The organism is Rhodococcus sp. G6(2025) (assembly GCF_058628105.1).
In genome coordinates this window covers 1,459,574-1,484,927 of record NZ_CP179750.1, presented here as the reverse complement: position 1 = coordinate 1,484,927, position 25,354 = coordinate 1,459,574, and the positions used below count along the sequence as shown (strand labels likewise).

Annotated in this window: 23 protein-coding genes; 7 read left to right on the top strand and 16 right to left on the bottom strand. The window is 69.7% G+C overall.

The features are described 5' to 3' along the window. Position 1: 1 nt before the first annotated feature. From ACLIVD_RS07055 to ACLIVD_RS07010, 10 genes are all read right to left on the bottom strand, one after another. Positions 2-361 carry a hypothetical protein gene (locus ACLIVD_RS07055; RefSeq protein ID WP_283351537.1) on the bottom strand — a complete coding sequence of 120 codons (360 nt, stop codon included), beginning with the start codon at positions 359-361 and terminating at the stop codon, positions 2-4. Next, positions 358-1,152: a LytR/AlgR family response regulator transcription factor gene (locus ACLIVD_RS07050; protein WP_005244000.1), complete on the bottom strand. Its 795-nt coding sequence runs from the start codon at positions 1,150-1,152 to the stop codon at positions 358-360. The genes ACLIVD_RS07055 and ACLIVD_RS07050 overlap by 4 nt, the downstream gene beginning before the upstream one ends. A 33-nt stretch (positions 1,153-1,185) precedes the next feature. Then, the gene (locus ACLIVD_RS07045; protein ID WP_477955138.1) at positions 1,186-2,394 is read right to left on the bottom strand and encodes a sensor histidine kinase; all 1,209 of its coding nucleotides are present in this window, start codon (positions 2,392-2,394) and stop codon (positions 1,186-1,188) included. Then, entirely contained in the window at positions 2,391-2,756 is a 366-nt protein-coding gene (locus ACLIVD_RS07040) for an MmcQ/YjbR family DNA-binding protein (RefSeq protein ID WP_283330778.1), read from the bottom strand. The genes ACLIVD_RS07045 and ACLIVD_RS07040 overlap by 4 nt, the downstream gene beginning before the upstream one ends. Next, a complete protein-coding gene (locus tag ACLIVD_RS07035) occupies positions 2,753-4,000 on the bottom strand; it encodes a lipase family protein (RefSeq protein WP_491932169.1) in 1,248 nt (415 codons plus the stop codon). The genes ACLIVD_RS07040 and ACLIVD_RS07035 overlap by 4 nt, the downstream gene beginning before the upstream one ends. Then, complete coding sequence (locus ACLIVD_RS07030; RefSeq protein ID WP_418339464.1) at positions 3,997-5,613, bottom strand: Na+/H+ antiporter; 1,617 nt, start codon at positions 5,611-5,613, stop codon at positions 3,997-3,999. The genes ACLIVD_RS07035 and ACLIVD_RS07030 overlap by 4 nt, the downstream gene beginning before the upstream one ends. Before the next feature lie 106 nt (positions 5,614-5,719). Continuing rightward, positions 5,720-5,911, bottom strand: a complete 192-nt coding sequence (locus tag ACLIVD_RS07025) for an antitoxin (protein ID WP_005244012.1) — start codon at positions 5,909-5,911, stop codon at positions 5,720-5,722. Positions 5,912-6,037: 126 nt separating this feature from the next. Beyond that, the gene (locus ACLIVD_RS07020) at positions 6,038-8,488 is read right to left on the bottom strand and encodes an HAD-IC family P-type ATPase (protein WP_491932167.1); all 2,451 of its coding nucleotides are present in this window, start codon (positions 8,486-8,488) and stop codon (positions 6,038-6,040) included. A gap of 50 nt (positions 8,489-8,538) precedes the next feature. Beyond that, the gene (locus ACLIVD_RS07015; RefSeq protein WP_283330774.1) at positions 8,539-9,654 is read right to left on the bottom strand and encodes an MBL fold metallo-hydrolase; all 1,116 of its coding nucleotides are present in this window, start codon (positions 9,652-9,654) and stop codon (positions 8,539-8,541) included. 44 nt (positions 9,655-9,698) lie between these two features. Then, on the bottom strand, positions 9,699-10,430 hold the full coding sequence (locus ACLIVD_RS07010; RefSeq protein WP_198602033.1) for an enoyl-CoA hydratase: 732 nt from the start codon (positions 10,428-10,430) through the stop codon (positions 9,699-9,701). A gap of 144 nt (positions 10,431-10,574) precedes the next feature. Between ACLIVD_RS07010 and ACLIVD_RS07005 the strand changes: the two genes are divergently transcribed. Further along, positions 10,575-11,684, top strand: a complete 1,110-nt coding sequence (locus ACLIVD_RS07005; protein ID WP_491932166.1) for an NAD(P)-binding domain-containing protein — start codon at positions 10,575-10,577, stop codon at positions 11,682-11,684. On the opposite strand, the gene ACLIVD_RS07000 is transcribed toward ACLIVD_RS07005, so the two are convergent. Then, entirely contained in the window at positions 11,677-12,777 is a 1,101-nt protein-coding gene (locus tag ACLIVD_RS07000) for a lipase family protein (RefSeq protein ID WP_491932165.1), read from the bottom strand. The two genes, ACLIVD_RS07005 and ACLIVD_RS07000, sit on opposite strands and share 8 nt — an antisense overlap. A gap of 116 nt (positions 12,778-12,893) precedes the next feature. Here ACLIVD_RS07000 and ACLIVD_RS06995 point away from each other — a divergent pair, with 116 nt between their 5' ends. Further along, entirely contained in the window at positions 12,894-14,387 is a 1,494-nt protein-coding gene (locus ACLIVD_RS06995) for a phospholipase D-like domain-containing protein (RefSeq protein WP_491932164.1), read from the top strand. On the opposite strand, the gene ACLIVD_RS06990 is transcribed toward ACLIVD_RS06995, so the two are convergent. After that, positions 14,360-15,034 carry a hemerythrin domain-containing protein gene (locus tag ACLIVD_RS06990; RefSeq protein WP_491932163.1) on the bottom strand — a complete coding sequence of 225 codons (675 nt, stop codon included), beginning with the start codon at positions 15,032-15,034 and terminating at the stop codon, positions 14,360-14,362. The genes ACLIVD_RS06995 and ACLIVD_RS06990 overlap by 28 nt on opposite strands. A gap of 67 nt (positions 15,035-15,101) precedes the next feature. On the opposite strand from ACLIVD_RS06990, the gene ACLIVD_RS06985 reads away from it, so the two are divergent. Together ACLIVD_RS06985 and ACLIVD_RS06980 are read left to right on the top strand one after the other, a co-directional pair. Continuing rightward, entirely contained in the window at positions 15,102-18,386 is a 3,285-nt protein-coding gene (locus tag ACLIVD_RS06985; RefSeq protein ID WP_491932162.1) for an ATP-binding protein, read from the top strand. 57 nt (positions 18,387-18,443) lie between these two features. Next, on the top strand, positions 18,444-20,549 hold the full coding sequence (locus ACLIVD_RS06980; RefSeq protein WP_491932161.1) for an MMPL family transporter: 2,106 nt from the start codon (positions 18,444-18,446) through the stop codon (positions 20,547-20,549). On the opposite strand, the gene ACLIVD_RS06975 is transcribed toward ACLIVD_RS06980, so the two are convergent. Continuing rightward, positions 20,509-20,880 (bottom strand): tail fiber domain-containing protein, encoded by a 372-nt coding sequence (locus ACLIVD_RS06975; protein ID WP_283330767.1) that lies wholly within the window; start codon positions 20,878-20,880, stop codon positions 20,509-20,511. The genes ACLIVD_RS06980 and ACLIVD_RS06975 overlap by 41 nt on opposite strands. Positions 20,881-20,884: 4 nt before the next feature. Next, positions 20,885-21,013, bottom strand: coding sequence for a hypothetical protein (locus ACLIVD_RS06970; protein WP_009478066.1), 129 nt, complete (start codon positions 21,011-21,013; stop codon positions 20,885-20,887). Between the two features lie 152 nt (positions 21,014-21,165). Between ACLIVD_RS06970 and ACLIVD_RS06965 the strand changes: the two genes are divergently transcribed. Then, the gene (locus tag ACLIVD_RS06965) at positions 21,166-21,606 is read left to right on the top strand and encodes a cupin domain-containing protein (protein WP_105414350.1); all 441 of its coding nucleotides are present in this window, start codon (positions 21,166-21,168) and stop codon (positions 21,604-21,606) included. 68 nt (positions 21,607-21,674) lie between these two features. Here ACLIVD_RS06965 and ACLIVD_RS06960 read toward each other — a convergent pair whose 3' ends face one another. Then, positions 21,675-22,523, bottom strand: coding sequence for an aldo/keto reductase (locus ACLIVD_RS06960; protein WP_283330766.1), 849 nt, complete (start codon positions 22,521-22,523; stop codon positions 21,675-21,677). Positions 22,524-22,660: 137 nt separating this feature from the next. Here ACLIVD_RS06960 and ACLIVD_RS06955 point away from each other — a divergent pair, with 137 nt between their 5' ends. Then, positions 22,661-23,254, top strand: a complete 594-nt coding sequence (locus ACLIVD_RS06955) for a class I SAM-dependent methyltransferase (protein WP_005260540.1) — start codon at positions 22,661-22,663, stop codon at positions 23,252-23,254. Between the two features lie 15 nt (positions 23,255-23,269). Next, positions 23,270-24,910, top strand: coding sequence for an ABC-F family ATP-binding cassette domain-containing protein (locus ACLIVD_RS06950; protein ID WP_317570947.1), 1,641 nt, complete (start codon positions 23,270-23,272; stop codon positions 24,908-24,910). On the opposite strand, the gene fdxA is transcribed toward ACLIVD_RS06950, so the two are convergent. Next, on the bottom strand, positions 24,911-25,237 hold the full coding sequence (fdxA, locus tag ACLIVD_RS06945) for a ferredoxin (protein ID WP_005244047.1): 327 nt from the start codon (positions 25,235-25,237) through the stop codon (positions 24,911-24,913). Positions 25,238-25,354 lie beyond the last annotated feature (117 nt).

Genomic DNA, 25,354 nt, shown 5'->3' with positions numbered 1-25,354 from the left:
CTCAGTCGTCCACCAGGTCGGCGAATTCCTGTTCGTTGCGCTCGGCCTGCCGCACGTAGATCCAGCCGGTGGTCAGGAGCACCGGGTACACGAGCGCCCCGAGCACCACCCACGGCAGCCGGATCCCCAGCACCGCCACGTCCGACAACGCCGGGAACAGGAACATCACGAGCGGCACCGCCCACAGCAGGCACGCCGCGAGGAGCGCGAGCCTGACGGCCAGCACGAGCTGGGTGCGCACGAGCCCCCGGATCATCGCGTCCCCGACCGCGGTCTGTTCCTGCACCTCGACGCGGGTGCGGACGATCCGCGCACCGCGGCGCTGGGCGAGGACGACCCGCACCCGCTCGGGCGAACTCATCGCGCGGTCCAGGTTTGCTTCGGCGCCCGGACCAGCCGGTCCTTGAGCATGCGCGTGTGCCTGCGGCTGACAGGCAGTTCGACGGGCGGGTGGTCGCCGTGCGCGCGGAGGCACACGACGAGACCGTTGCCGACGGTCCGGATTCCGGTGACCCGCGGCAACGCGACGAGGTACGAGCGGTGGACCCGCAGGAACCCGGCGTCCGCCCAGCGCGTCTCGAGCGCCGAGATGGGGATGCGGACGAGGTGGGAGCCGTCCGCGGTGTGCAGTCGGGCGTAGTCGCCGTCCGCTTCGACCCACTCGACGGAGGACCGGTGCACGAGTGTGGTGATACCGCCGAGTTCGACCGGGATCACCTCGTCGGTGGGGGCGGCCGGTCCCGCGTCGACCCGCCTGCGGCGCCCCTCGACGATGCGGCGCACGGATTCCGCCAGCCGCTCCTCGCGCAGGGGTTTGAGGAGATAGTCGACGGCTCCGAGGTCGAATGCGGCGACGGCCCGGTCGTCGTGGGCGGTCACGAACACCACCTGCGGTGGGGACGCGAAATTCGCGAGGATCCCGGCCAGCTCGAGTCCGTCGAGTCCGGGCATGTTGATGTCGAGGAAGACGGCGTCGATCTCGCCGTCGCGGAGGATGCGCAGCGCCGTGGTGGCATCTCCCGCGGTCCGGATGTCCCCGACCGCGTCCTGGGCGCGCAGCAGGAACGCCAGCTCGTCGAGGGCGGGTTTCTCGTCGTCGACGGCCAGCACGGTGAGGGGTGCGTCCGGAGACTTGTCGTCAGTGTGGTTCACAACGACAGCAATCGTCGCACGGACCCTCCCTGTTCATGTCGAGATCCCCCGCCGGAACTTCGGGACGCGCATGCTCACCTTGGTGCCCGCACCGGGGGCGGTCTCCACCACGAGTCCGTAGTCGTCGCCGAACGCGGCGCGCAGGCGGTCGTCGACGTTGGCGAGCCCGACGTGCGCCGCCTCCTTCACCCCCGACGTCTCGGCCACCGAGTCCAGCGACCCCGACCGCAGCAGTTCGGGATCCATGCCGACGCCGTCGTCCTCGACGCTGATCACGCAGTCGGTGCCCTCGTCGGCGGCGACGATGCTGACGGTGCCGCCGTCCGGTTTGGCGGCGATTCCGTGCCGCACCGCGTTCTCGACCAGCGGTTGCAGCGCGAGGAACGGCAGCACCACGTTCAGCACCTCCGGCGCCACCTGCAATTTCACGGCGAGGGCGTCGCCGAACCGGGCGCGCTCGAGGGTGAGGTACCGGTCGATGTTGCGCAGTTCGTCGGCGAGCAGGGTGAATTCCCCCGCCGAACGGAACGAGTACCGCGTGAAGTCGGCGAACTCGAGGATCAGCTCCCGGGCGCGATCGGGGTCGGTGCGGACGAACGACGCCACCGTGTTCAGCGCGTTGTATATGAAATGGGGGCTGATCTGTGCGCGCAGCGCCCGGACCTCGGCGCGGTCGAGTCGGGCGCGGGACGCGTCGAGGTCGGCGAGTTCGATCTGGCTGCACGCGTACCGGGCGACTTCCGTGACGGCGCCGAGCATGCCCGGGCCGGGGTCTTCCGTGGTGACGATGCCGAGGACCCCGACCACGCCGATGGCCTCGATGAGCAGGGGCTGGGCGATCAACCCTCGCACCGCGTTGTCACCCGCGCCCCGGACGAGGCCGCCGTACGCGACGAGCACCCGACGCTCCCCGTCGACGGCGCGGGCGGCCGCGTCGTGCAGTTGTTCGGTCATGGCCTCGTGCGGTCCGCTCCACGCGAGGAGGTCACCGCCGGCGTCGAAGACACCCAGCGCCTGCGCGCCGGTCAGCTGGCGAAGGTGCGGCGCGGCCTCCTCCGCCGACGTCTCGTCCAGCCCCCGCCGCAACGGCCGCGCCGCCAGCGACGCAGTGTGGAGGGTCGTGTGAACGGCCCGTTCGGTGGGTGTCGTCAGCTCGCGCCGGGCGCGCAGCCACACGGCGGTGAACGCGAGGACGGGAATGAGGACGAGCAACGCGACGACGGCGACGACGGTTCCCGTCATTCGCCGGCGTCCAGTCGGGCGATCAGGGTTTTCGGGGCGACGGCGCGGTAGGCGTCCTCGACGATGTCGGCGACGTCGTCCCAGTCCTGCGGGACGTCGAGATAGACGCCGATCCACCCGCGTCCCCCGACGTACGGCGGGACGAAGAACCTGCCGGGGTCACGCTGCACCCAATCCTGCTGCGCGCCCGGCGGAGCCGCCGCCCAGAACGCCACCCGGTCGTCGTGGTGGCGGTCGGCGAGTGACGCGAACTGCGGCGCCTTGCGGACGAACCACGCCGGTTCGCCGTGACTGACCCGTTCCGTCGCCTCGGGCAGGGCGAGGCACAGCGTCCGCAGCCGTTCGAGGTCGGCTTTCTTCACGGGGTTCCTCCCTCGGGACACGTGTCGGGGGCGGGCACGTCGGCGAAGCGGTCGGCGATCCACTGCACCGCGCCGGGGACGGAGCGCCCGTCGGCGTGCCCTTCCCCGGGCCGGGAGTCGAACTCGACGATGTCGCCGAGTGCGCACGCGCGGTCGACGGCCTGCGAAGTCCATTGCGGCAGAATGAGGTTGTCCCGCTCCCCCACCACGACGAGCATCGGCCCGCCCGCGCCGTTCTTCGGCACGGCGATGTCCTCGAGCCATCCTCGCATGCGCTCGGCATCGGCCTCCGTCCGCGGTCCCGTGTCGGCCGGGGTGAGTTGGGTTGCCACCGTCCACTTCTCGGGGAGTTTCGCGGCGACGCACGACAGCGTGACGTCGGGTGCGGCGGCGAGGGCACCGCGCATGTAGTCGTCCGGATTCAGCTCGGGATGCACCACCTTCAGTCCCTCGAGGAGGTACGGGAGGAACATCTTCTGCGGCAACGACAGTGGTTCGACGGTCCCGTCGGCGACGATCCCCGACAGATCGGCCGCGGGTGACAGGTTCGCCGAGCCGACGAACTCGAGCCCGTCGCCGTAGTTCTCGGCGTGCTCGGCCGCGGACCACGACGCCTGACCGCCCTGCGAGACCCCGATCGCCGCCCAGCGCGTCGACGCCTCCGGCACCACGTTGCGCGCGGCCCGGACCGCGTCGATCAGGTCGTAGGCGGCGGTGTCGGGTTCGAGGTAGGGATGCGGGCCGTCGGTGCCGAGTCCCTGGTAGTCGGTGACGGTCACGACGTAGCCCCGCTGCAGCAGCGGGCGGACGAGGTTCGTCGTGCCCAGCAGGGTCGGTGACGACGAGGGGGCGCACTCGTCTGTGACGCCCGTGGTGCCGTGCCCGACCGTGACCACGGGCCTGCCGCCGTCCGGCGCGGGGCCGGCCGGAGTGAACACCGTGCCCACGACCTCCGAGCCGCCGCCGTCGACACCGGACGTCGACCGGTAGACGACCCGGGTGGCGGTCGCGCCGAGGGCGGTGATCGCCGGATCGATATCGGGCACCGGCTCCTGGCTGGTGAGCGCGCCACGCTGATCGCCGGTCGGCGCCGAAGAGCCGGCAGGACCGGAATCCGCGGCCACCGAGGTGGTGGGAGACGGGCTCGGGGACACCTCGTCCGTGGCGCAGGCGGTCAGCGCCACGACAGCGGTAAGGGCGACCACGGCGGTTCGCACCGGACGCACACCCACCTCGCACCTCATTCGCGACGTCTCCGCACCCGCTCCTCGGCTGCTGCCTCCTCCACATCGAGGCCTTCCAACACGCTACGCATCACCTCGTCGTCGAGCGTTCCCGCGTCGCGGGCGGCGATGATCGCCTCGCGCTGCGCGCGCAGGGCGGCGCGACGGTAGTGGTCGAACAGTGCGCCGGCCCGCTGCTTCTCCGCGGCGTCCTCCGCCTCCTCGGCCTGGAGCCTGGCCCGCATCGACCGCCGCACCCGTTCGAGGATGTCGGTCAGGTCGGCTCGGTCGATTCCCTCCGGCGGGTGTTCGGTGAAGTCGACGAGCGCCCGTTCGCCTGCGTCGCGGGAGATCGCGCGGGCCAGTTTCACCTGTTCCTCCTCGCGCTCGCGTTCGCCGGGATCCGCCAGATCGAGTTTCCGGATCAGCAGCGGCATGGTGGCACCTTGGATCAGTAGAGTGCCGACGGCCACGACGAACGCGATCGCCTGGATCACCTCGCGTCCCGGAAACGGCTGTCCGCTCGCGATCACCACGGGCACACCGGACGCGGCGGCGAGGGTGACGACCCCGCGCATCCCCGCCCAGGACACGACGAGGCTTTCCCGCCACCCGAGTTCCACCGAGCCGCCGGGCGCCTCGATCGCCAGCCCGACTCGGCGGCGGAGCCAGTGCAGCAGGATCCACGCCGGCCGTATCGCCATGACCACGGCGAGGACTGCGAAGCCGTAGAAGAAGACGTGGTGCACCGGTAGGCCCTGGTCGCGGACGTCGTCGATGACGAACTTCAGTTGCAGTCCCATGTAGGCGAACACGAACATCTCGAGCAGGAGATCGACGCTCTCCCACAGCGACCGTTCCTGGATGCGGGTGGCCACGGAGGCGTCGGTGGCCTTGTGCCCCATCAGGAACCCCGCGGCGACCACCGACAGCACACCGGACGCGTGCACCTCCTCGGCGGCGAGGTACGCGGCGAACGGGAGCATCAGCCCCAGCACCGTTTCCAGCGGGGAGTCGTACATGCGGTGGCGCACCCACTCGACGATCTTGGCGAGCACCAGCCCGATCAGGACCCCGCCGACCACCTCGTAGCCGAAGAACACGACGGGATGGACCGGGATCTTCGCCCCGACGACGGCGGAGACGGCGACGGTGAACAGGGTCAACGCGGTGGCGTCGTTGACGAGTCCCTCGCCGGTGAGGATTGCGATCACCCGGTTCGGCAGGCCGAGCCTGCGGCCGACCGCGACGGCACTGACCGCGTCCGTCGGCGCGACGACGGCGCCGAGGACCAGCGCGGCGCCGAGGGTGAATTCGGGGACCAGCCAGTTGGCGAAGAAGGCCACCCCGATGGCGGTCGCCAGGACGGTGAAGATCCCCAGCCGGAGAATCGGTGCGAGGTGGCGCCGGAACGTGGCCACCGAGAACTTGAGCGCCGCGGAGTACAGCAGCGGCGGCAGCACCACACCGAGGATCGCGTCCGGGTCCAGTTCGAGCCGCGGCATCCCGGGGATGAACGACGCCACCGACCCGATGGTGACGAGGACCAGCGGCGCCTGGAGGTCGCGGCGCTTCGCGAAACTCGTCACGGCAATGGCCGCGATGATGACGAGGAGCACGAGGACGCCGTTCACGACACCGATTCTGCCGCGCCCGCCCGCCGTGTGCGGGTCATCTCCGAAGACGCGCGTGGGCCCCGGTCCGAGAACCGGGGCCCACGCGCGTCTGTACGAGAAGTGTTCACTCCTTCGGAGGAACAGCCTTCTTCGCCGCGTCGGCGGCCTTGTCGATCTTGTCGCTGTACTTGCCGCCGGTCTTGCTGTCCGCGACGTCGGCGGCCTTGTCGATGGCGCCGTGAACCTTGTCCGCGTTCTGCGAAGCGGCTTCCCTCCCCTTGCCGAGCAGGCCCTTCAGTGTGTCGACGAAACTCATCGTTCTTCCTCCTCCGGTGCATGCGCACGCACTGTCCGCGCGAGTTCGATCACTCGCCGTGCCACCAGTCTCACAGCATTGACTCGGCGACGCCAACCGTTCGAATCGTCGCGAGCGGTACTCGCGTCAGTGCACGCCCGGCAGGTCTTCCGGCGCGGCGAACAGGCGGCGATGCTCACCGTGCAGGCGGCCCGTCACCCACCAACCGATTTCGACGAGAACCACTCCCACGAGCCCGCAGACGAGAGCGGACGTGGTGGCTCCGACGTTCGTCGGATCGAGTTTGAAGAACTCCCGTGTGAACGGCAACGCGAACAGGATGAGATATCCCGCTACGGATCCGGAGATCAGCACCAGTTTCCACCACACGTACGGCCGCGCGACCACCGCCAGCACCCACATCGCGATCATGATGAGCGTGATCAGTGCCGACGTGCCCGCCTGGACCTTCTCCGTCTCCGTCTGATCCGGTCCCGCGTAGACGAGAAGATACGAAATGAACGTCGTGACACCGATGATCACGCCCGACGGCACGGCGAGACGCATCACGCGCGGCACGAAACCGGAGCGCGCCCGCTCGTTGTTCGGGGCCAGCGACAGGATGAACGCGGGAATGCCGATGGTGAACCAGGCGGCGATCGTCACGTGCCGCGGCAGGAACGGATACGGCACGGGCTCGAAGTGGAAGATCTGCGACAGCACACCGGTAATGCCGATGAGGAACGCCAGCAGCACCGAGTACACGGTCTTGGTGAGGAACAGGTTCGAGACGCGTTCGATGTTGCCGATCACCCGACGGCCCTCACCCACCACGTAGGGCAGGGTCGCGAACTTGTTGTCCAGCAACACGATCTGCGCCACCGCGCGGGTGGCGGGGCTGCCCGAGCCCATCGACACCCCGATGTCGGCGTCCTTGAGGGCGAGCACGTCGTTGACACCGTCGCCCGTCATCGCGACGGTGTGCCCGCGAGATTGCAGGGCCCCCACCATCTCCCGCTTCTGATCGGGGCGCACGCGGCCGAACGTGGTGGACGTCTCCAGGGTCTCGGCGAGGGCGTCGCGGTCGTCGGGCAGTGCGCGGGCGTCGACGGGACGGTCGCCGCCGGGCAGTCCGAGCGATCCGGCCACCGCACCGACCGACACGGCGTTGTCCCCCGAGATGACCTTCACCGTGACGTTCTGACTCGCGAAGTACTCGAGGGTGCCGCGGGCGTCGGGACGCACCCGCTGCTCCAGGATCACCAGTGCCCGGGGTGTGATCGCGCCCGGCGCCGCGGGGTGGTCGACCGGAACGTCACAACTGCCGAGCAGGAGCACCCGCAGTCCCGAGGACCCCACGTCCTCGGCCTGCCGGGCCATGTCGCTGCCGGGGTCGAGCAGCACGTCCGGCGCACCGAGGACCCAGTTGCCGTGGGAGCCGTACGACTGTCCGCTCCACTTCTTGGCCGACGAAAACGGTGCGTCCGCCGTGGCGTCACCCCACCCGGGGTCGTCGGGAAACGCCTCCTTGATCGCGAGGACACTGGCGTTCGGCCGCGGGTCGGACGCCGCCATCGCGGCGAGGGCCGCACGGGACGGTGCGGTGTCGGCGCTGTCGGCGCAACGCAGTTCGGACAGCCGCATGCCGTTCTCGGTGAGCGTTCCGGTCTTGTCGGCGCACACCACGTCGACGCGCGCGAGACCTTCGATGGCGGGCAGCTCCTGCACGAGGCACTGCCGCTGACCGAGCCGGACCACCCCGACCGCGAACGCGATCGACGTCATCAGCACCAGTCCCTCGGGCACCATCGGGACCAGCGCGGCCACCATCCCGCTCAGCGCCGGCCGGATCGATTCGCCGCTGGAGAACAACTGGTTGTAGATGATCAGCAGACCGGCCGGAATCATCAGATACGTGATGAATTTCAGGATCTTGTCGATGCCGCTGCGCAACTCCGAGTGCACGAGCGTGAACTTGCTGGCCTCGTCCGCGAGTGTGGCGGCGTACGCGTCGCTTCCGACCTTCGTGGCGCGGTAGCAGCCGCTGCCGGACGCGACGAAGCTTCCCGACAGCACCTGCTGGCCGGCGTCCTTGTGCACGGGGTCGGCCTCACCGGTGAGGAGGGATTCGTCGATGTCGAGGGACATCGCCTCCACCACGACACCGTCGACGACGATCTGGTCGCCGGCGCCGAGTTCGATGATGTCGTCGAGCACGACCTCCCGGGGTGCCATCGCGACGGCGGCCCCGTCGCGGCGCACCACCGGTTTGGTCTGGCTGACGATCGCAAGTTTGTCGAGGGTCCGCTTGGCCCGCACTTCCTGGATGATGCCGATCCCGCTGTTGGCGATGATCAGCAGGCCGAACATGCCGTCGATGATCGAACCGGTGGCGAGCACGATGATCAGGAGGACACCGAGGATCGCGTTGATCCGGGTGAACACGTTGGCGCGCACGATGTCGCGTACCGATCGGCTGGCCCGATCGGGCACGTCGTTGGTCTTGCCGGCCGCCACCCGCTCCGCCACCTGGGCGGCCGTCAGCCCCTCCACTGCGACGACTGCAACGTAGTCGGTGCCCGTTTCGTCGTATGCCATGGTCAAAGGCTACGCAACGCGGCTTCGCTCCGAGGGGATGCGCGCCGGACTCAGCCGAGCGCGGACCACCACGGTGTCTGGGCCGTCGGCTTCAACGCGTCGATGCGCTGTCCGGGCATCGGGACGGCCACCGGGGTGCCCTTGTCCTGCGCGGCGGCGAGCAACCGGACGATTGGCTCGGACCACGAGTGGAACGCGAGATTGAACGTGGCCCAGTGCACCGGAACCAGCAGTCCACGGGTGCCGTCGCCGCCGTTGAGGTCGGCGTGGGTCTGCACCGCCTCCTCCGGGTTCATGTGGATGTCGGCCCACCGCGTGTCGTAGGCGCCAACAGGCAGGAGTGTGAGATCGAACGGTCCGTACCGGCGGCCCAGGTCGGCGAACCGCGGCGTATACCCGCTGTCGCCGCCGAAGAACACCCTCCGGTTGGGTCCGGCGAGCACCCACGACGCCCACTGGGTGGTGTTCCGCACCAGCCCGCGGCCGGAGAAGTGCCGGGCCTCGGTGCACGTGAGCGTGAGTTCGCCGAGTGTGGTCGACTCGTCCCAGTCGAGTTCCACGATCCGCTCCTCCGGCACCCGCCACTGACGCAGGTGCGCGCCGAGCCCCACCGGAACGACGAACGGCGCCTTCTGGGTGGCGGCGAGTTGCTGCACGGTGGCCATGTCGAGGTGGTCGTAATGGTCGTGCGAGATGACGATGGCGTCCAGAACGGGCAGGTCGGCCAGCGGCACCGGGGTCGGGTGCATGCGGGACGGACCGAGAATCGCGGACGGCGACACGCGATGACTCCACACCGGGTCGGCCAGCACCCGGTACCCGTCGATCTCGACGAGCACGCTCGAATGGCCGTACCAGGTGACCGCTGCGTCGGCGGCCTCGACGGGCGCGAGGGGTGTGGCGAGCGGGATCGGCCTGCGCGGGCGGCCCGCGCTGCCCCGCGTGATCAGTGCCTTGACGATCCCGGTCTCCGATCCGGGCATCATCGTGCTGCTCGGATCGGTGTTGTGGAACTGCCGGTCGCGGTACCGCGGCGACGTCGCGGCGTACGGGCGCACCTTGGCACGCGACGCACCGATCTGAGACGGAAGCCCCCACGCGGCCCGCGTCAGCCACCCGAGGGCGGCGGTGGCCAGAACTGTCGTCACAGCGTTCTTCGCTTTCACCCCGACAACTGTAACCACGCGTGCGGGAAAGGTGCGGCGAGCGGCTACTGACCCCGGAACACCGGCGGACGCTTCTCGGCGCGCGCGGCGCGCGCTTCCTGCGCGTCGTAGCTCTTCCACGCCGCATGCAACGCCGCGAGCTGCTCGGGCGGCGGCGGGCTCTGGGTGCCGTCGTCGTTGAGCACCATCTTGAGGTGTTGCAGCGACAGCGGCGCCAGGCGCGCGATCGAGTGCGCCCACTGCCGCGCGACGGCGAGGTCGCCGCGCTTGTTGGCGAGGCCGTGCGCGAGCGCCTCGTCGGCACCGACCTCTTCCGCGCCGAGCAGGATCGTTCGTGCCGGTCCGCCGCCGATCAGGGCGGCCAGACGGTGCACCGTCCACCGGTCCACGGAGATGCCGAGCTTGGCGGCCGGGATGGCGAAGCGCGCCTCGGGAGCGACCACACGCAGGTCCGCGGCGAGCGCCAGCTGGCTGCCCGCGCCGATCGCGGGGCCGTTGATCGCGGCGATGACGGGGACGGGCACCGAGTCGATGGTGTGCAGCATCTCGAGCAGGGTGTCCGTGAATCCGTCGGCGTACACGTCGCCCGACAGGTCGGCGCCGGCGCAGAACGCGCTGCCCTGCCCTGTGAGGACGATCACCCGCGCGCCGTCGGTGACGGACTTCTCGGTTTCCTCCCGCAGGAGTTCGCAGATCTCGGTGTTCAACGCATTGCGACGGTCGGGGCGTTGCAGTTCGAGGGTGAAGACGTCGCCGTCACGACTCGTCCCGATCATGTCCACTCGCTTTCTTCGTGATTGCTGTCCACTGACGAATTCTCCCCTGCCCACCCGACTGGACGTCTGTCAGCCAACCACAACCGAATCGGCCGGAACACACGAGGCTCTCCGGTAGTTGTGAGGGTGGAGGTGAGGACCGACATGAACAGCGATGTGGACGTGGCCGTGATCGGCGCGGGGCAGGCGGGGCTGTCTGCCGCCTACTATCTGCGCAGGTTCGGGGTGGAACCGGAATCCGGTTTCGTGGTGCTCGATCACGCCCCGGGGCCCGGCGGCGCGTGGCAGTTCCGGTGGCCGTCATTGACACTGAGCACCGTCAACGGTGTCCACGACCTTCCCGGGCTCGGCTTCGCCGACACGATCGGCGTGGACCCGAACGACCCGGAGGCCGCACTGGTGCATGCGGCGGCCGCGGTTCCCCAGTACTTCGCGACGTACGAGAAACAGTTCGAACTGCCGGTGCACCGTCCCGTGCACACGCGGGTGGTGTGTGCCCGCGGCGAGCGTCTGCGGATCGAGACCGACCGCGGCGTCGTATCGGCCCGCGGTCTGATCAACGCGACGGGTACGTGGGAACGCCCCTTCATTCCCCGGTACCCCGGCGCCGAGTCGTTCGCCGGCCCCCAGGTGCACACCAAGGACTACTCCTCGGCGCAGGACTTCGCGGGACAGCACGTGCTCGTCGTCGGCGGCGGCATCTCGGCGGTGCAGTTGCTGGACGAGATCTCCCGCGTCACGACCACCACCTGGGTGACGCGCCGCCCGCCGGAGTTCCGGGACGAGCCGTTCACGCCCGAGATCGGCCGCGCCGCCGTCGCTCTCGTCGAGGACCGGGTCCGTCGCGGGCTGCCGCCGGGCTCGGTGGTGTCGGTGACGGGCCTGCCCGTGACGCCTGCGATCCGCGCCGCCCGCGAACGCGGGGTGCTGGCGCGGCAGCCGATGTTCAGCGAGATCACCGCGGACGGCGTCCGGTGGTCCGACGGCCGCGAACTGGAGGTCGATGTGATCCTGTGGTGCACCGGGTTTCGCAGTTCACTCGATCATCTTGCCCCGCTGCGGCTGCGCGGGCCGGGCGGCGGGATCACGATGACGGGACGCCTGGCCACCCAGGTGGCGTCGGATCCGCGGATTCATCTCGTGGGCTACGGACCGTCGTCGTCGACGATCGGCGCGAACCGGGCCGGGCAGGCCGCGGCCCGCGAGCTCACCCGGCACCTCGGCGTGCCGGCCGGATCGGCGCGCCCTACCTGATCAGCGAGGCGATGAACGCCGCTTGGTCGGGGCCGGCCTGGTACATGCTGCCGAAGTGACCACCCGAGTACACCCGATAGTCGAGAGCTGTTCCTGCACCATGCATCTCGGAAACCAGCTTCTCCGTCAGCGGGATCGGCACCGACGCGTCGGTGACCCCCTGCACGAGCAGCAGCGGACGGTCGTACCCCGCGACCGGGACCGCGAGATATTCGCGCAGCGCGTCCTGCAGCGCCGGGACGTCGAGTGCCCGCGACAGCATCTGCGCCACCGACACGTTCCGGGTCATGGCCGCGAACTGCCGGAACGGCACTTCGGGAGCAGCGTCCACGAACTGCTTCCCGACCGGCGTCAGATAGCTGTCGATGTCCAGCTCCGGATACGCGTCACGGACCCCGGCGATCAGGTACGAGATGTACACGGTGAGTCCGGCGAGGCCCTGCGGCGGAAACGAGGGACCGCTCCAGTTCGCCACCATCTCGATGTTCGACGGCACCCCGTTCGCGACTGCCCCGCGGTAGTCGAGTTCCGGCGCGTACGACGTGGCGGCGTGTGCGGCGAACACCGCGGCCTGCCCGCCCTGGGACAGCCCGACCGCCATCCACGTGGCGGAGAGGTCGGCGTCGACCTCGCGGGCGGCGCGCACGGAGTCCACGACGCTGCGCCCGGCGACCTTCCCGTCGAGGTAGGGCGGCACCCCCGGGGTGCCCAGGCCCACGTAGTCGGTGGCGGCGACGGCGTAACCGAGTTGCAGCCAGCTGCTCACGTAGTCGGAGGATTCCCTGTCGACCCCGGTCACGGAGGGTGCGTCGGCGTCGGAGTCCCCGACCGTTCCGTGCGCCCACGCGATGACGGGCCAGCCCCCGGCGGGCGGTGCACCGGGCGGCACGAACACCATTCCGGTGCACGGGGTGATGCCGTGCCGGTCGGTGGTCAGGTACGTCATCCGGTAGGCACTGCCGGTTCCGCGGAGCCAGAGCTCCGCCGGCAATTCGGACGAGGCGACGACCGTGCCGGGGCTCGATCCGGCCCGCAGCGGATCCGCACCGACAGTTGGTGCCCACAGCACGCTGACCAGTGCGAGCAACGCCACGATGCGCCACCACCTCCGCACCTCTCAACGGTAGCTGGGTGGGGGTGGCGCAGTACTGTGAATCGTCCACCCGCAGGGGACGGGCGGACGAACGAGACGGGGAGAACCGAAAAGACATGAGCGACGACGGCACGATCCTGACTCCCGGCGACACGTGCTGGCAGGTTGCCCACGCCGATCGTCTCGCGTGCATCGTCGACGCGGCGGACTACTTCCGTCATGCCAAGTCCGCGATGCTGCAGGCCCGCAGGCGCATCATTCTCATCGGCTGGGACTTCGACACGAGGATCAAGTTCGAGCCGGACGAGAAGACGCTCGACGGCCCCAACCAGCTCGGCCGGTTCCTGGCCTGGCTGACGCGGGAACGCCCCGATCTCGACATCTACCTGCTCAAATGGAACATCGGGGCCTTCACCGCGATCGGGCGTGGCATGACGCCGATCTTCGTGGTCAACTGGGTGACCGACCGCCGCCTGCACTTCGAACTCGACGCCGCCCACCCTGTCGGCTCGGCGCACCACCAGAAGATCGTCGTCATCGACGACGCGCTCGCGTTCTGCGGCGGCATCGACATGACCGTGGACCGATGGGACACCCCGGAACATCGGGACCGCAACCATTACCGGACGCAGCCGAACGGCAGGCGGTACGGGCCGTGGCACGACGCGACGACCGCCGTCGACGGGGACGCGGCGAAGGCCATCGGCGAGCTCGCCCGCACCCGGTGGAAGGCGGCAACGGGGCAGGATCTGGCGCCCGTCGACGACATCGCGGGGAGGACGCCGTGGCCGGAGGGGCTGAAGCCGGCGATGCGCTCCGTGGACGTGGGCATCGCGCGCACGCTGCCGGAACTGTCCGACCGGGACGAGGTCCGGGAGATCGAGGCCCTGTATCTGGCTGCGATCGCGGGCGCCGAGCGGTCGCTGTACATCGAGAGCCAGTACCTGGCCTCCCGCACCCTCGCCGAGGCGATCGCCGAGCGACTACGCGAACCGGACGGACCGGAGATCGTGCTGGTGCTGCCGCGCAATGCCGACGGCTGGCTCGAGCAGAAGGCCATGGACGGCGCCCGCCGCCGGTTGCTGCACCTGTTGTGGCAGGCCGATACCGGGAACCGGCTGGGCGTCTACTACCCCGTCACGGCGGGTGGTGAGCCGATCTATGTCCACGCCAAGGTGCTGGTGATGGACGACCGTCTCCTGCGCGTGGGTTCGTCGAACCTCAACAACCGGTCGATGGGGTTCGACACCGAGTGCGATCTGGCAGTCGAGGTCACCGCCGACACGACGAACGGTGACGAGCTGCGGCGGACCATTCTCGGTATTCGCCGTCAGCTCGTCTGCGAGCACCTCGGTGTTCCGGCGACACTGTTCGAGGACACGCTGGCACAGACGTCGTCGTTCCTGGGCACCGTGGAGGCGCTGCGCGGCGGTGGCCGGACCCTCGAGAAGTTCGAGCCGGAGACGGTCGAGGACGAGGACAGTCCGCTCGCGGAGAACGAACTGATGGATCCCGAACGCACACCGCCGAGCCTCTGGGAGCGCACCAGCCGGGGCCGGCTGCGGCGCAGGGTGATTCGGCGTCAGAAGGCGGCCGGTTCGGTGCGGTAGATCCGCCGGTAGTCCTTGCGGAATGCCCGGCGGCCCAGGATCGACCACGCCATTCGGGCCGCGAAGGGCATCTCGGACAGGAACATTCGGCGTTCCTCGGGGGTCGCACCCTGGAGGATGAAGCCGAGGAACACCAGGAGCCGGTCCTTGGGGATCGACGCGCGGCCACGGTCGCCCATCTCCTGCCACTCGGCGAGCGTCATGAACCGCTCCGCCATCGGGAGGATGCGCTGTTCCTCCTCGCCGAGGTGCTCCTCGAGCGCGGCGGACAGCGCGGTCAGTGTCTTCGCCAGCGGTTCGCCGTCCACCGCATCCGCCGTGAACGCGGCGCCCTGCGACTGCGCCCGCGACAGCAGTTCGGAGAGGCGTTCGTGCTGTTCCTCCATCCGCAGCACCAGCGCCGCGTCGGTGGGCGCGCGGTCGAGCAGCTTCGGCCACAGCAGGTCGTCCTCACTCGTGTGATGGTGGTGGAGGGCGGTGGCGAGTTCCTCGAAGAACGTCACCACCTCCCCGGCACGGGCGGTGTCTCGGGCGGGAACGCCCCGGACGAGTACGGGCAGCGCGGCGAACTGCCGACGGAAGCAGTTGTGGACCACCACCATCTCGCGGGTGTCGGGACGGACTGTGTGAGCAGTTGACGTAGTCATGCATTCAGGGTCGGTTCGGCGTCTTGGAGAGGACTTGGAGGCCACTAGTGCTTACGCTTGCTGCACGATGCTGCGTATTCGAGTACTCGGGACGTTCGAGGCGGAGGACGAATCGGGGGCGGTTGACCTCGGCGGCCCCCGCCAGCGCGCCGTGCTCGCGCTACTGCTCGTCGCGCACGGCGAGGTGGTGCCGGTGGATCGGCTCATCGACGACCTCTGGCACGGCGCTCCCCCACCGCGGGCGGTCGGTGCACTTCAGGCATACATTTCGAATCTGCGGCGGGCGCTGGAGCCGCACCGCGCGCCCCGGGCGGACTCCACCGTCCTGGTGAGCCGGGCCCCGGGTTACGCGCTCGTCCTGCCCCCGTCCGGCGTCGACGCGTGGGAGTTCGAGACCCTGATCCGGTCGGCTGCCGACACCGGGCGCGCGGATCTCGAACACGCGCTGAGCCTGTGGCGAGGACCGGCATTCGCCGAGGTGGCCGGTGAGCACTGGGCTCTCGCCGAGATCGCCCGGCTCGAGGAACTGCGGGTGGTCGCGCGCGAACGTCTGGTGTCGGCGGCCGTCGCGAGCGGGGATGCGGCCGGCGCCGTGCTCGACGCGCAGGCCCTCACCCGGGACCACCCGCTCCGGGAAGAGGGCTGGCGATTGCTCGCCCTGGCCTTGCACCGCAGTGGGAGACAGGCCGACGCCCTGGCCGCGTTGCGCGAGGCCCGCGGCCGGCTTGCGAACGAACTCGGCCTCGACCCCGGTCCCGCCCTGACGGAACTCGAACGACAGATCCTCACCGGCACCGTCCCGGCCGCACCCGCACCCGCCCTCGCCGCCGGGCCGGTCGACACGACGCCGGACCCCTGGTTCCTCGGCCGCAGCGAGGAATTGGCGACCCTGACCGACCTGATGACCGACCCCGGCACCCCCGTGGTCCTCCTCGGAGGCGACGCCGGATCCGGGAAGTCGTCCCTGCTGCGCCGGTTCCGTCGAACACTGCACGACGCGGGGTGGCAGGTGGCGGTGGGTCGCTGCCCCGAAGTGGACGGCGCCCCACCCGCCTGGGCGTGGGTGGAGATCCTGCGCGCACTGCGCGAAACGGTCGACCCCGGCGCCGAGACCGACGCGCTGGCACCCCTGCTCTCCGACGACCGTTCGCACGCGGCGCGACCGGACGATCCGAGCGGACGGTTCCTGCTGCACCGCGCCGTCGCCGACTACATCGGGACCGTCCGCGAGCACGGCCCTCTCGCCGTCGTCCTCGACGACATCCACCGCGCCGACGAGGACACCCTGTCGATCCTCGTGCGGCTCGCGCAGCAGCGGTCGCCGATCCTGCTGCTCCTCGCGTTCCGCCCGGACGAGGTGGACCCGAACCTGGAGAGCTGCTTCGCCGATCTCGCGGCGCTGCAACCGACCCGCATCCGCCTCGGCGGACTCGGACCCGACGATTCGGCGGAGCTGATCCGGCAGGTGGCGGGACGCGACCCCGATCCCGACACCCTCCGCGCGCTCGCCGATCGGACCGGCGGAAACCCGTTCTACCTGCAGGAGAGCGCGCGGCTCCTGGCCAGCGAGGGCGACCTGGTGGCCACGTGGGAGGTGCCGGAGGGGGTCCGGGACGTCCTGCGCCGGCGGATCGCCCGTCTCCCCGAACTCGCCGTCTCCGTCCTGCGGCTGGCCGCGGTCGTGGGCCGCGAATCCGACATCGACGTCCTCACCCGCGCCGCCGAGGTCGACGAGGACACCGTGTTCGACGCCCTCGAGTCGGGCGTGATCGCCGGTCTTCTCGGCGAGCCGCGCGCCGGGACGGTCCGGTTCACGCACGCCCTCGTCCGCGACACGCTCTACTCCGACCTCACCCGGCTGCGCAGGAGCCGCTGGCACGCGCGGGTCGGGACGGCACTCGCGGAGTTGCGGCCGCACGATGTCGCGGCTCTCGCCCACCACTTCACCGAGGCGCTGTCCGCCGCCACCGCACGGCAGGCCCTCGACCACAATGTCGCGGCCGCGGCGCAGGCCGCCGACCGCTATGCCCACGACGCGGAGATCGGCTTCCTCGACAACGCCCTTCGAGCGGCCGACCGGTTGCCGCCGGACGCGGCGGCGTCCGTGGACGAGCGCGTCGAAATCCTCACCGAGCTGAGTCGCACGCAACTCGCCGCCGGCATCGGACTGGCGGGATCCCGCTCACGGAACCGGGCTCTCGCGCTCGCCCGGGACGCGGGACGCACCGACCTGGCGATCCGGGCGCTCGCGTTCGTCGACACCCCGACGCCGTGGATCAATCGGCGATACGGCGAAGTGGACACGGCCGTCGTCGATCAGATCGAGGCGTTGCTGCGGGACGAGGAACTGGAACCGGCGGTGCGGTGCCGGCTGCTGGTCACCCTCGTCCACGAGATCGGGGCGGAGGACCACGAGCGCACCGGTTCCGCGGTCCGGGAGGCCGAGACTCTCGCCCGTGACCTGGACGATCCGGTGCTGCTCGGGCTGGTGCTCTGCGCCGTCCACGCCGGCACCGGTTCCCCGACCAGCACGCTCGGCCACCACGTCATCGGCGACGAGCTGCTCCGGATCGGTGACCGGACGCAGCTTCCCGTATTCACCATGCTCGGCCACCACCTGCTGGCCGAGATCGCGTCCGGCAACGGTGACATCCCGGCGATCGAACATCACATGGGCATCCAGTCGGAGCTGGCGGACCGGTATCAGTTCCAGCAGGCGCAGGCGACCCGGGAGATGAGCCGCGCAATGGTCGCACACCTCACCGGCGATCTGGCCACGGCGGAACGACACTACGGGCGCGGCCACGAGTTGATGACCCGGGCGGGCCTCGACGCGGACAGCGTCTTCGCCCTCGCCCTGTTCACGCTCCGGCTCACCGAGGGACGCGCCGGAGAACTGGAGGCTGTGATCGAGACCGTCGACAGTGCCGCGATGGACGTGATCGCCGATCTGCACGCCCTCGCACTACTCGGCAACGGCAAACCGGACCGGGCGCGGCAGGTCCGGCGTCACCTCCGCCCCGTCCGCCGCGACTTCTTCCATTCCCTGATGATGTCGCTGCGGGGCATCGTCGTCGCGGGGCTGGGTGAGCGGGACGAGGCTGCCGCGGTGCACGCGGAGCTGAGCCCGTACAGCGGCCAGATCGGCGGCGGCGACACGGCGGCGTTCGCGGTCGGCCCCGTCGACACCATTCTCGGCGACCTCGAGATGCTCCTCGGCCGCCCCGAGGACGCCCGCAGGCACTACGCGGCGGCACTCGAACTGGCCGAACGCTGCGGTTGCCCGGCGTGGGTGGAGGCCGCGCGCACCCGGGTGACCACCCGCCCAAGCGAGTTCCAAGTGGGCCACTAGCCGCCGGGCGCAGAGTCGGAGGCGACAGAACCAACCGGCTTTCCTGGAGGCTCCCCCATGAGTTCCCTGCTCGCGCGCCTCGGCTCGGCTGCCGCCACCCGTCCTTGGCGGGTGATCGCCACGTGGCTGACGCTGCTCGTCCTGGTGCTTGCCGCCGCGTCCGCGTTCGGCGGAACCAACCACGACGACTACAACGTGCCCGGTCTGCCGTCGCAGCAGGGGACGAATCTGCTGACCGAGCGATTCCCGGAGATGTCGGGAGCGGACGCGCGGGTGGTCGTGCACTCCGAGAAAGGCCCGCTCGACCCCGTGGTCCTCGCCGATCTCGGCACCAGGCTGGCGGAGGTGACCGGCGTGAGTTCCGTGTCGCCGCCCCGCCTGTCCCAGGATTCCGACACCGCGGTGATCAGCCTCAACTACCGCATCCCGGTCACCGACTTCCACGGCAGCGAAGGGGTCGACGCCCTCGACGCCGCGGTGGCCGACACTCAGGCGCAGGGACTTCAGGTGGAACTGGGCGGGCAGGTCCCGGAGAACATCTCCAAGCCGTCGGGTACCGCCGAGGCGGTGGGCATGGTCCTGGCGCTGATCATCCTGGTGTTCGCGTTCGGTTCCGTGGTGGCCGCCGGACTGCCCCTGGCCGTCGCGCTCGTCGGCGTGGGCATCGGGTCGGGGCTCATCGCGATCATGGCCGGGTTCACCAGCATCAGCACCATCGCCCCGACCATCGCCACGATGGTCGGCATCGGCGTCGGGATCGACTACGCGTTGCTGCTCGTCACCCGGTACACCGATGGCCTGCGGTCCGGGATGTCGGTGCGGGACGCCGTCGCCGCGGCCAACTCCACGGCCGGGACGTCGGTGATCTTCGCCGGCACCACAGTCCTCGTCTCCCTGTTCGGGCTGCGACTGTCCGGGCTGCCGATGTACGCGTCGTTCGGCTACGCCACGTTCGCGATGGTCGGCATCGTCATGCTCACCTCGGTCACGCTGGTGCCCGCACTGTGCGGGCTGGCGGGCACGCGGGTGCTGGGCAAGCGGTCCCGTGCCCGGGCCGAACGTCGCCCGACGTCGCCGCTGACGGAACGGTGGGCGATCCGGGTGAGCCGCCGCCCGTGGCTGTGGGCCCTGACGGCGCTCGGCGTGCTGCTGCTCCTGGCCGCTCCGGTTCTGGGCATGCGGACGTGGCCGCAGGACGCAGGTAGCGCACCGGCCGCCAACACGATCCGTCAGGCGTACGACCTGATCGACACCGAGTTCGGGCCCGGCGCCAACGGACCCCTGATGGTGGCGGTCGACCTGAACAAGATTCCGGCAGCCGAACTTCCGGCCCTCGCGCGTGAACTGGCAGCCGAACCGGGGGTGGCGTCGGTGACGCCCGTCCTGACGAACGCCGACGCGACGGCCGCGCTGATCTCGGTGCAGCCGACCACCGGTCCCAGCGACCCCCGCAGCACCGAACTGCTGCAGCGGATCCGATCCGACGCCGCCGACGGCGTCCACGTCACCGGACTCACCGCGACGTTCGCCGACATCTCCGCCCGCCTCGCCGAACGGCTGTGGCTGGTGATCGCGTTCGTCGTCGCACTGTCCGTCGTGCTGCTCACGTTCGTGTTCCGCGCGCCGGTGGTCGCGGTGAAGGCGGCCGTGATGAACCTGCTGTCGGTGGCCGCCGCCTACGGCGTGATGGTGATGGTGTTCCAATGGGGTTGGGGCGCGCAGCTACTCGGCCTTCCGCATGCGCTTCCCGTGTCGAGTTGGGTACCGATCCTGATGTTCACCATCCTGTTCGGACTGTCGATGGACTACGAGGTGTTCCTGCTCTCCCGGATACGGGAGCGCTGGCTCGACACGGGCGACTCGCACCGGAGCGTCGTCGAGGGACTGGCATCCACGGGCCGGGTGATCACGAGCGCGGCGGCGATCATGGTGGCGGTGTTCGCCGGGTTCGCACTCGACGGCGACGTGACCGTGAAGATGATGGGCGTCGGCCTCGCGACGGCGGTCCTCATCGACGCGACGATCGTGCGGATGGTGCTGGTTCCCGCGACGATGTATCTGCTGGGCAACGCCAACTGGTGGCGGCCGGGCGGACGCCGGGATGCGGCACCGGACGGGGACGCTACCTCCGCAGGCGTTCCACTTCCGCTTCGAGCGCGATGACCCGCCGGTACAGGGCCTGGATGCTCGCCATGCACACCCCGTTCGCGTCGACCATCGCGATCCGTCGGTCGTTGGAACCGAGACCGAATGCGGTGGCGAAATCCTGCGCCATCGGGCCCAGGTGCCGCACCGAATCGTGATCGAAACCGTAGGTCCAGACGCTGACCGGCATGTCGGCGAGGCGTTCGAGCACCTCCCCGGCACTGGCAGGCGGCGTCTGGACGGCAACACCGCGTTTGCGGGTCAGAACCGAGTGAAACCACGCCAGCGGGTGGCGGGTACGGGCCGCTGTTCGCGCCCGCACCCGCCCCCGACGGGTGTCGACCCACATGGAGTCAGTCGGGGAGTTCGCCGACATCGTGCTTGATCGTCGCGTCACTGAGAAGGAGTCCGACCCCGAGGGCCATGACGCCGATTCCGAGTCCGATTGCGGCTCCGCCGAGTCCGAGCATGATTCCGAGCATGTTGTCTCCTGTTCGTCGCTGGTGTGCGGGATTTCGTGCCCCCGCTTTCTGAACACCTACGACTCTCGCGGCTCCGGCCCTCCGAGATAAGACACCCCAGGGTGGTGCAACCGCACCCCCGGACGCGGCGCCGGGGCGGCAGAATGGCCGCCATGACGGAATTGCCGGAATGGGCCCGCACCCTCGACCTCGCACCGCACCCCGAAGGCGGCTGGTACCGCGAGACGTGGCGCAGCGACGTCACGATCCCGGAGGGGAGCCTGCCCGGCGACTACCCGGGACCGAGGGCGGCCGGTACCGCAATCCTGTTCCTGCTGATGCCCGGACAGCAGTCGGAATGGCACAGCGTGCGCAGCGCCGAGATCTGGCTGTACCACCGGGGAAGCCCCCTGCGGCTCGAACTCGGCGGGGACGGAAGCGAACCCGCGAATCCGGACGCGCAGATCCTCGGCGCAGACGTCGCGGCGGGCCAGCAACCACAGTTGCTGGTCCCGCCGCGGCACTGGCAACGAGCGAAGCCCGAGGGCGACGAACCGACTCTCGTCAGTTGCGTCGTCACCCCGGGCTTCGACTTCGCGGACTTCCGGCTCTAGGCCCTCCGGGCCCGTGCGCCTTTTTGGTAGCTGCAGCAACCAGAAAGGCGCACGGGCGGCGGAGCCGCCTACGAGCCCAGCGTGTCCGGGTCGGGGCCGATGCGCCCGTCGGCCCGGGTCAGCGACCCGACCGTGTTGATCTCGTCTGGGGTCAGCTCGAAGTCGAAGACGTCGAAGTTGGCGGCGATGCGCTCCGGCGTCACCGACTTGGGGATGACCACGTTGCCGATCTGCAGGTGCCAGCGAATGATCACCTGTGCGGTCGTCTTACCGTGCGCTGCAGCGATCTTCGCGATGGACTCGTCCTCGAGGACGGTGCCCTGCCCGAGCGGGCTCCATGCCTCGGTCGCGATGCCCTTTCCGGTGTGGAAGGCGCGCAGGTCGGCCTGGTTGAACCGCGGGTGCAGCTCGACCTGGTTGATTGCGGGCACCTCGCCCGTCTCGGCGATCAGCCGGTCGAGGGTCTCGGGGGTGAAGTTGGAGACACCGATCGACCGCGCACGCCCGTCGGCCTTGATCTTCTGGAAGGCCTTGAACGTGTCCACGTAGCGGTCCGCGGACGGCACCGGCCAGTGGATGAGGTAGAGGTCGACGTAGTCGAGCCCGAGGCGGTTCAGGCTGGCGTCGAACGCGCGGAGCGTGGAGTCGTACCCCTGGTCCTCGTTCCACAGCTTGGTCGTGACGAACAGCTCGTCGCGGGCAATTCCGGAGTCCGCGAGCGCGCGGCCCACTCCGGTTTCGTTCTCGTAGATCTTGGCGGTGTCGATGCTGCGGTACCCGGCCTTCAGCGCCTCGGTGACCGCGGCGTGGCTCTCGTCGTCCGGCACCTGCCACACGCCGAAGCCGAGGGCAGGAATGCTGTTCCCGTCGTTGAGCGTGACCGTAGGTACAGGACTCTGTGCATTGTTGAAACCCATGAGATTGTCCAACCGGGGACCCGGACCAGATGTTCCCGCGTCTCAGGATGTGGACTTTCGCGTGTCGTTTCGGTGCGACCGGGTAATCCGACGGCATCGGCGTTCAGGTGGTGACGCGCCCGGTGGAAGGGGCGGACATGGGCCTCGGATACACATTGGCCTATCGGTTCAAGATCACGCCCTGGGTGAAAGCGGGCCGCGTGTTCGGAAGCCAGATCGAGACGTTGCTCGATCCCTTCGACGCCCCACCGGGAGAGGTCCTCGACATCGGATGCGGCACCGGCGACCATGCCATCGAGATGGCCCGGCGGGGGTGGCAGGTGACGGGGATCGACACCGTCCAGCTGGCCCTCGACAAGGCACGGTCCAAGGCGCGGAAGGCGGGCGTCGACGTGCGTTTCATGCACGCGGACGCCACCGACCTCGAGCACGCCGTCGGTCGCGGGTACCACCTGATCCTGGATGTGGGGTGCTACCACGGGCTCAGCGACCACGACCGGGTCGCGTACGCCGAGAACGTCACGACCGTGAGCGAACCGCACGCCACCCTGCTGATGTTCGCGTTCGGGCCGGGGCATCGCGGCCCGCTGCCGCGCGGGGTCTCCCGCTCCGACGTGGAGCGGACGTTCGAGAAGTGGAAACTCGTGTCGGACGTCGACGCGGACACGACCGGCATGCCGGGACCGCTCAAGAAGGCCGACCCCCGCTGGTTCCGCCTCGTCAAGCGCTGAGTGGATAATCGCCGGGTGACTGCAACACTGCGCATCAGCGGACTGTCGGCTTCGCGCGGTGAGCGCACCCTCTTCTCCGGCCTCGATCTGACCGTCGCACCGGGCGACGTGACCGGACTCGTGGGGGCGAACGGTGCCGGCAAGTCGACGCTGTTGACTGCGCTCGCGGGGGTCGGCTCGGCGGACGTCGAGGGCAGTATCGTGCTGAGCCCGCCCGACGCGGCCGTCGGCTACCTCGCCCAGGAACCCGACCGGATCTCCGGCGAGACGGTGCTCGACTTCCTCGGTCGCAGGACCGGCGTCACCGAGGCCGAGCACACCATGAATGCGGCCGCGGAAACGCTCGGCGAGTCGGATGAGGATCTCTACTCCCCCGCCCTGGAACGCTGGCTGGCGCTGGGCGGCGCCGATCTCGCCGAGCGCGCGGAGAAGGTCGTGAGCGAACTCGGGCTGGGAGTGCCGCTCGACGCGCACATGACGTCGCTGTCCGGTGGGCAGGCCGCGCGCGCCGGATTGGCGTCGCTGCTGCTGTCCCGGTACGACGTGCTGCTGCTCGACGAGCCGACCAACGACCTCGACCTCGTGGGGCTCGAGCAGCTCGAGCGTTTCGTCGCCGAGAGCCGGGCTGCGATGGTGGTGGTGAGTCACGATCGAGAATTCCTGGCGCGCACCGTGACCGGCATCGTGGAACTCGACCTGGTACAGCAGCAGATCGCGGTCTACGACGGCAGCTACGACTCGTACCTCGCCGAACGGGAGATCGCGCGCAGGCATGCGCGGGAGGCGTACGAGGAGTACGCGGGGACCCGTTCGGACCTCGAGGACCGCGCGCAGATGCAGCGGAACTGGATGGAGCACGGCGTCCGGAACGCGCGGCGTAAGGCGAAGGACAACGACAAGATCGGCAAGGGCCTGCGCACCGAGTCCACCGAGAAGCAGGCCGCGAAGGCCCGGCAGACGCAACGCCGGATCGAGCGGCTCGAGGTGGTCGAGGAGCCGCGCAAGGAGTGGGAGCTGCGGATGGAGATCGCAGCAGCCCCACGCAGCGGATCGGTCGTGGCGACGGCGAACGGTGCCACCGTCGCATGGGGCGGGGACCGCGAATTCACGTTCGGTCCGGTCACCACTCAGGTGGACTGGGGTGACCGGATCCTCATCACCGGCGCCAACGGGTCCGGCAAGACGACCCTGCTGAAGGTGCTGCTCGGCAAGATCGCCCTGGACGCGGGCACCGCGTCACTCGGTTCGGGTGTGGCGATCGGCGAGATCGATCAGGCCCGCGGCCTGTTCGAGGGCGGCGAGAAGGCGGCCGACGCGTTCGCGGCGCAGATCCCGGACTGGCCGGACGCCGACGTGCGGACACTGCTCGCGAAGTTCGGGCTCAAGGGACACCACGTGCTGCGGCCGGCGGCGTCGCTGTCACCGGGCGAACGCACCCGCGCCGCCCTGGCCCTGCTGCAGGCGCGGGGCGTCAACCTGCTGGTGCTCGACGAGCCCACCAACCACCTGGACCTCCCCGCGATCGAACAGCTCGAGCAGGCCATGGAGAACTTCGACGGCACGCTGCTACTCGTCACCCACGACCGGCGGATGCTGGATTCGACTCGCAGCACGCGCCGGTGGCGGATGGACGGCGGCCGGCTGTCCGAGGAGTAGTCAGTCGCCTTCGGCCATCGGCGGCAACGCCTTGACGAACGGCGGGTCGTAGTCGACCTTGCCCAGCTTCGCCGCGCCTCCGGGGGAACCGAGGTCGTCGAAGAAGTCGGCGTTCGCCTTGGTGTACTCCACCCACTGGTCCGGGACGTCGTCCTCGTAGAAGATCGCCTCGACGGGGCAGACCGGCTCACAGGCGCCGCAATCGACGCATTCGTCGGGGTGGATGTAGAGCATCCGACCGCCCTCGTAAATGCAGTCGACAGGACATTCTTCGATGCATGCCTTGTCCAGAACGTCGACACAAGGCTCTGCGATGGTGTAGGTCACGTCAGTAATCCTGTCCTTTCCTGCCGTCCCGCGCGAATCGCCTCCACTCTGCCACTCAATTTCCCGAGGTCAACTTGTCGGCGTGCGGCCGGCGGCGAGTGGGGTGGACGGTGGTCT

Coding starts and splice junctions, on each gene's coding strand:
- ACLIVD_RS06975 (WP_283330767.1), bottom strand. CDS start 20,880: ATGTGGGTCGACACCCGTCGGGGGCGGGTGCGGGCGCGAACAGCGGCC.
- ACLIVD_RS07025 (WP_005244012.1), bottom strand. CDS start 5,911: ATGAGTTTCGTCGACACACTGAAGGGCCTGCTCGGCAAGGGGAGGGAA.
- ACLIVD_RS06965 (WP_105414350.1), top strand. CDS start 21,166: ATGACGGAATTGCCGGAATGGGCCCGCACCCTCGACCTCGCACCGCAC.
- ACLIVD_RS06985 (WP_491932162.1), top strand. CDS start 15,102: ATGCTGCGTATTCGAGTACTCGGGACGTTCGAGGCGGAGGACGAATCG.
- ACLIVD_RS06960 (WP_283330766.1), bottom strand. CDS start 22,523: ATGGGTTTCAACAATGCACAGAGTCCTGTACCTACGGTCACGCTCAAC.
- ACLIVD_RS06990 (WP_491932163.1), bottom strand. CDS start 15,034: ATGACTACGTCAACTGCTCACACAGTCCGTCCCGACACCCGCGAGATG.
- ACLIVD_RS06995 (WP_491932164.1), top strand. CDS start 12,894: ATGAGCGACGACGGCACGATCCTGACTCCCGGCGACACGTGCTGGCAG.
- ACLIVD_RS06980 (WP_491932161.1), top strand. CDS start 18,444: ATGAGTTCCCTGCTCGCGCGCCTCGGCTCGGCTGCCGCCACCCGTCCT.
- ACLIVD_RS06955 (WP_005260540.1), top strand. CDS start 22,661: ATGGGCCTCGGATACACATTGGCCTATCGGTTCAAGATCACGCCCTGG.
- ACLIVD_RS07010 (WP_198602033.1), bottom strand. CDS start 10,430: ATGATCGGGACGAGTCGTGACGGCGACGTCTTCACCCTCGAACTGCAA.
- ACLIVD_RS06970 (WP_009478066.1), bottom strand. CDS start 21,013: ATGCTCGGAATCATGCTCGGACTCGGCGGAGCCGCAATCGGACTCGGA.
- ACLIVD_RS07055 (WP_283351537.1), bottom strand. CDS start 361: ATGAGTTCGCCCGAGCGGGTGCGGGTCGTCCTCGCCCAGCGCCGCGGT.
- ACLIVD_RS07020 (WP_491932167.1), bottom strand. CDS start 8,488: ATGGCATACGACGAAACGGGCACCGACTACGTTGCAGTCGTCGCAGTG.
- ACLIVD_RS07035 (WP_491932169.1), bottom strand. CDS start 4,000: ATGAGGTGCGAGGTGGGTGTGCGTCCGGTGCGAACCGCCGTGGTCGCC.
- ACLIVD_RS07005 (WP_491932166.1), top strand. CDS start 10,575: ATGAACAGCGATGTGGACGTGGCCGTGATCGGCGCGGGGCAGGCGGGG.
- ACLIVD_RS07045 (WP_477955138.1), bottom strand. CDS start 2,394: ATGACGGGAACCGTCGTCGCCGTCGTCGCGTTGCTCGTCCTCATTCCC.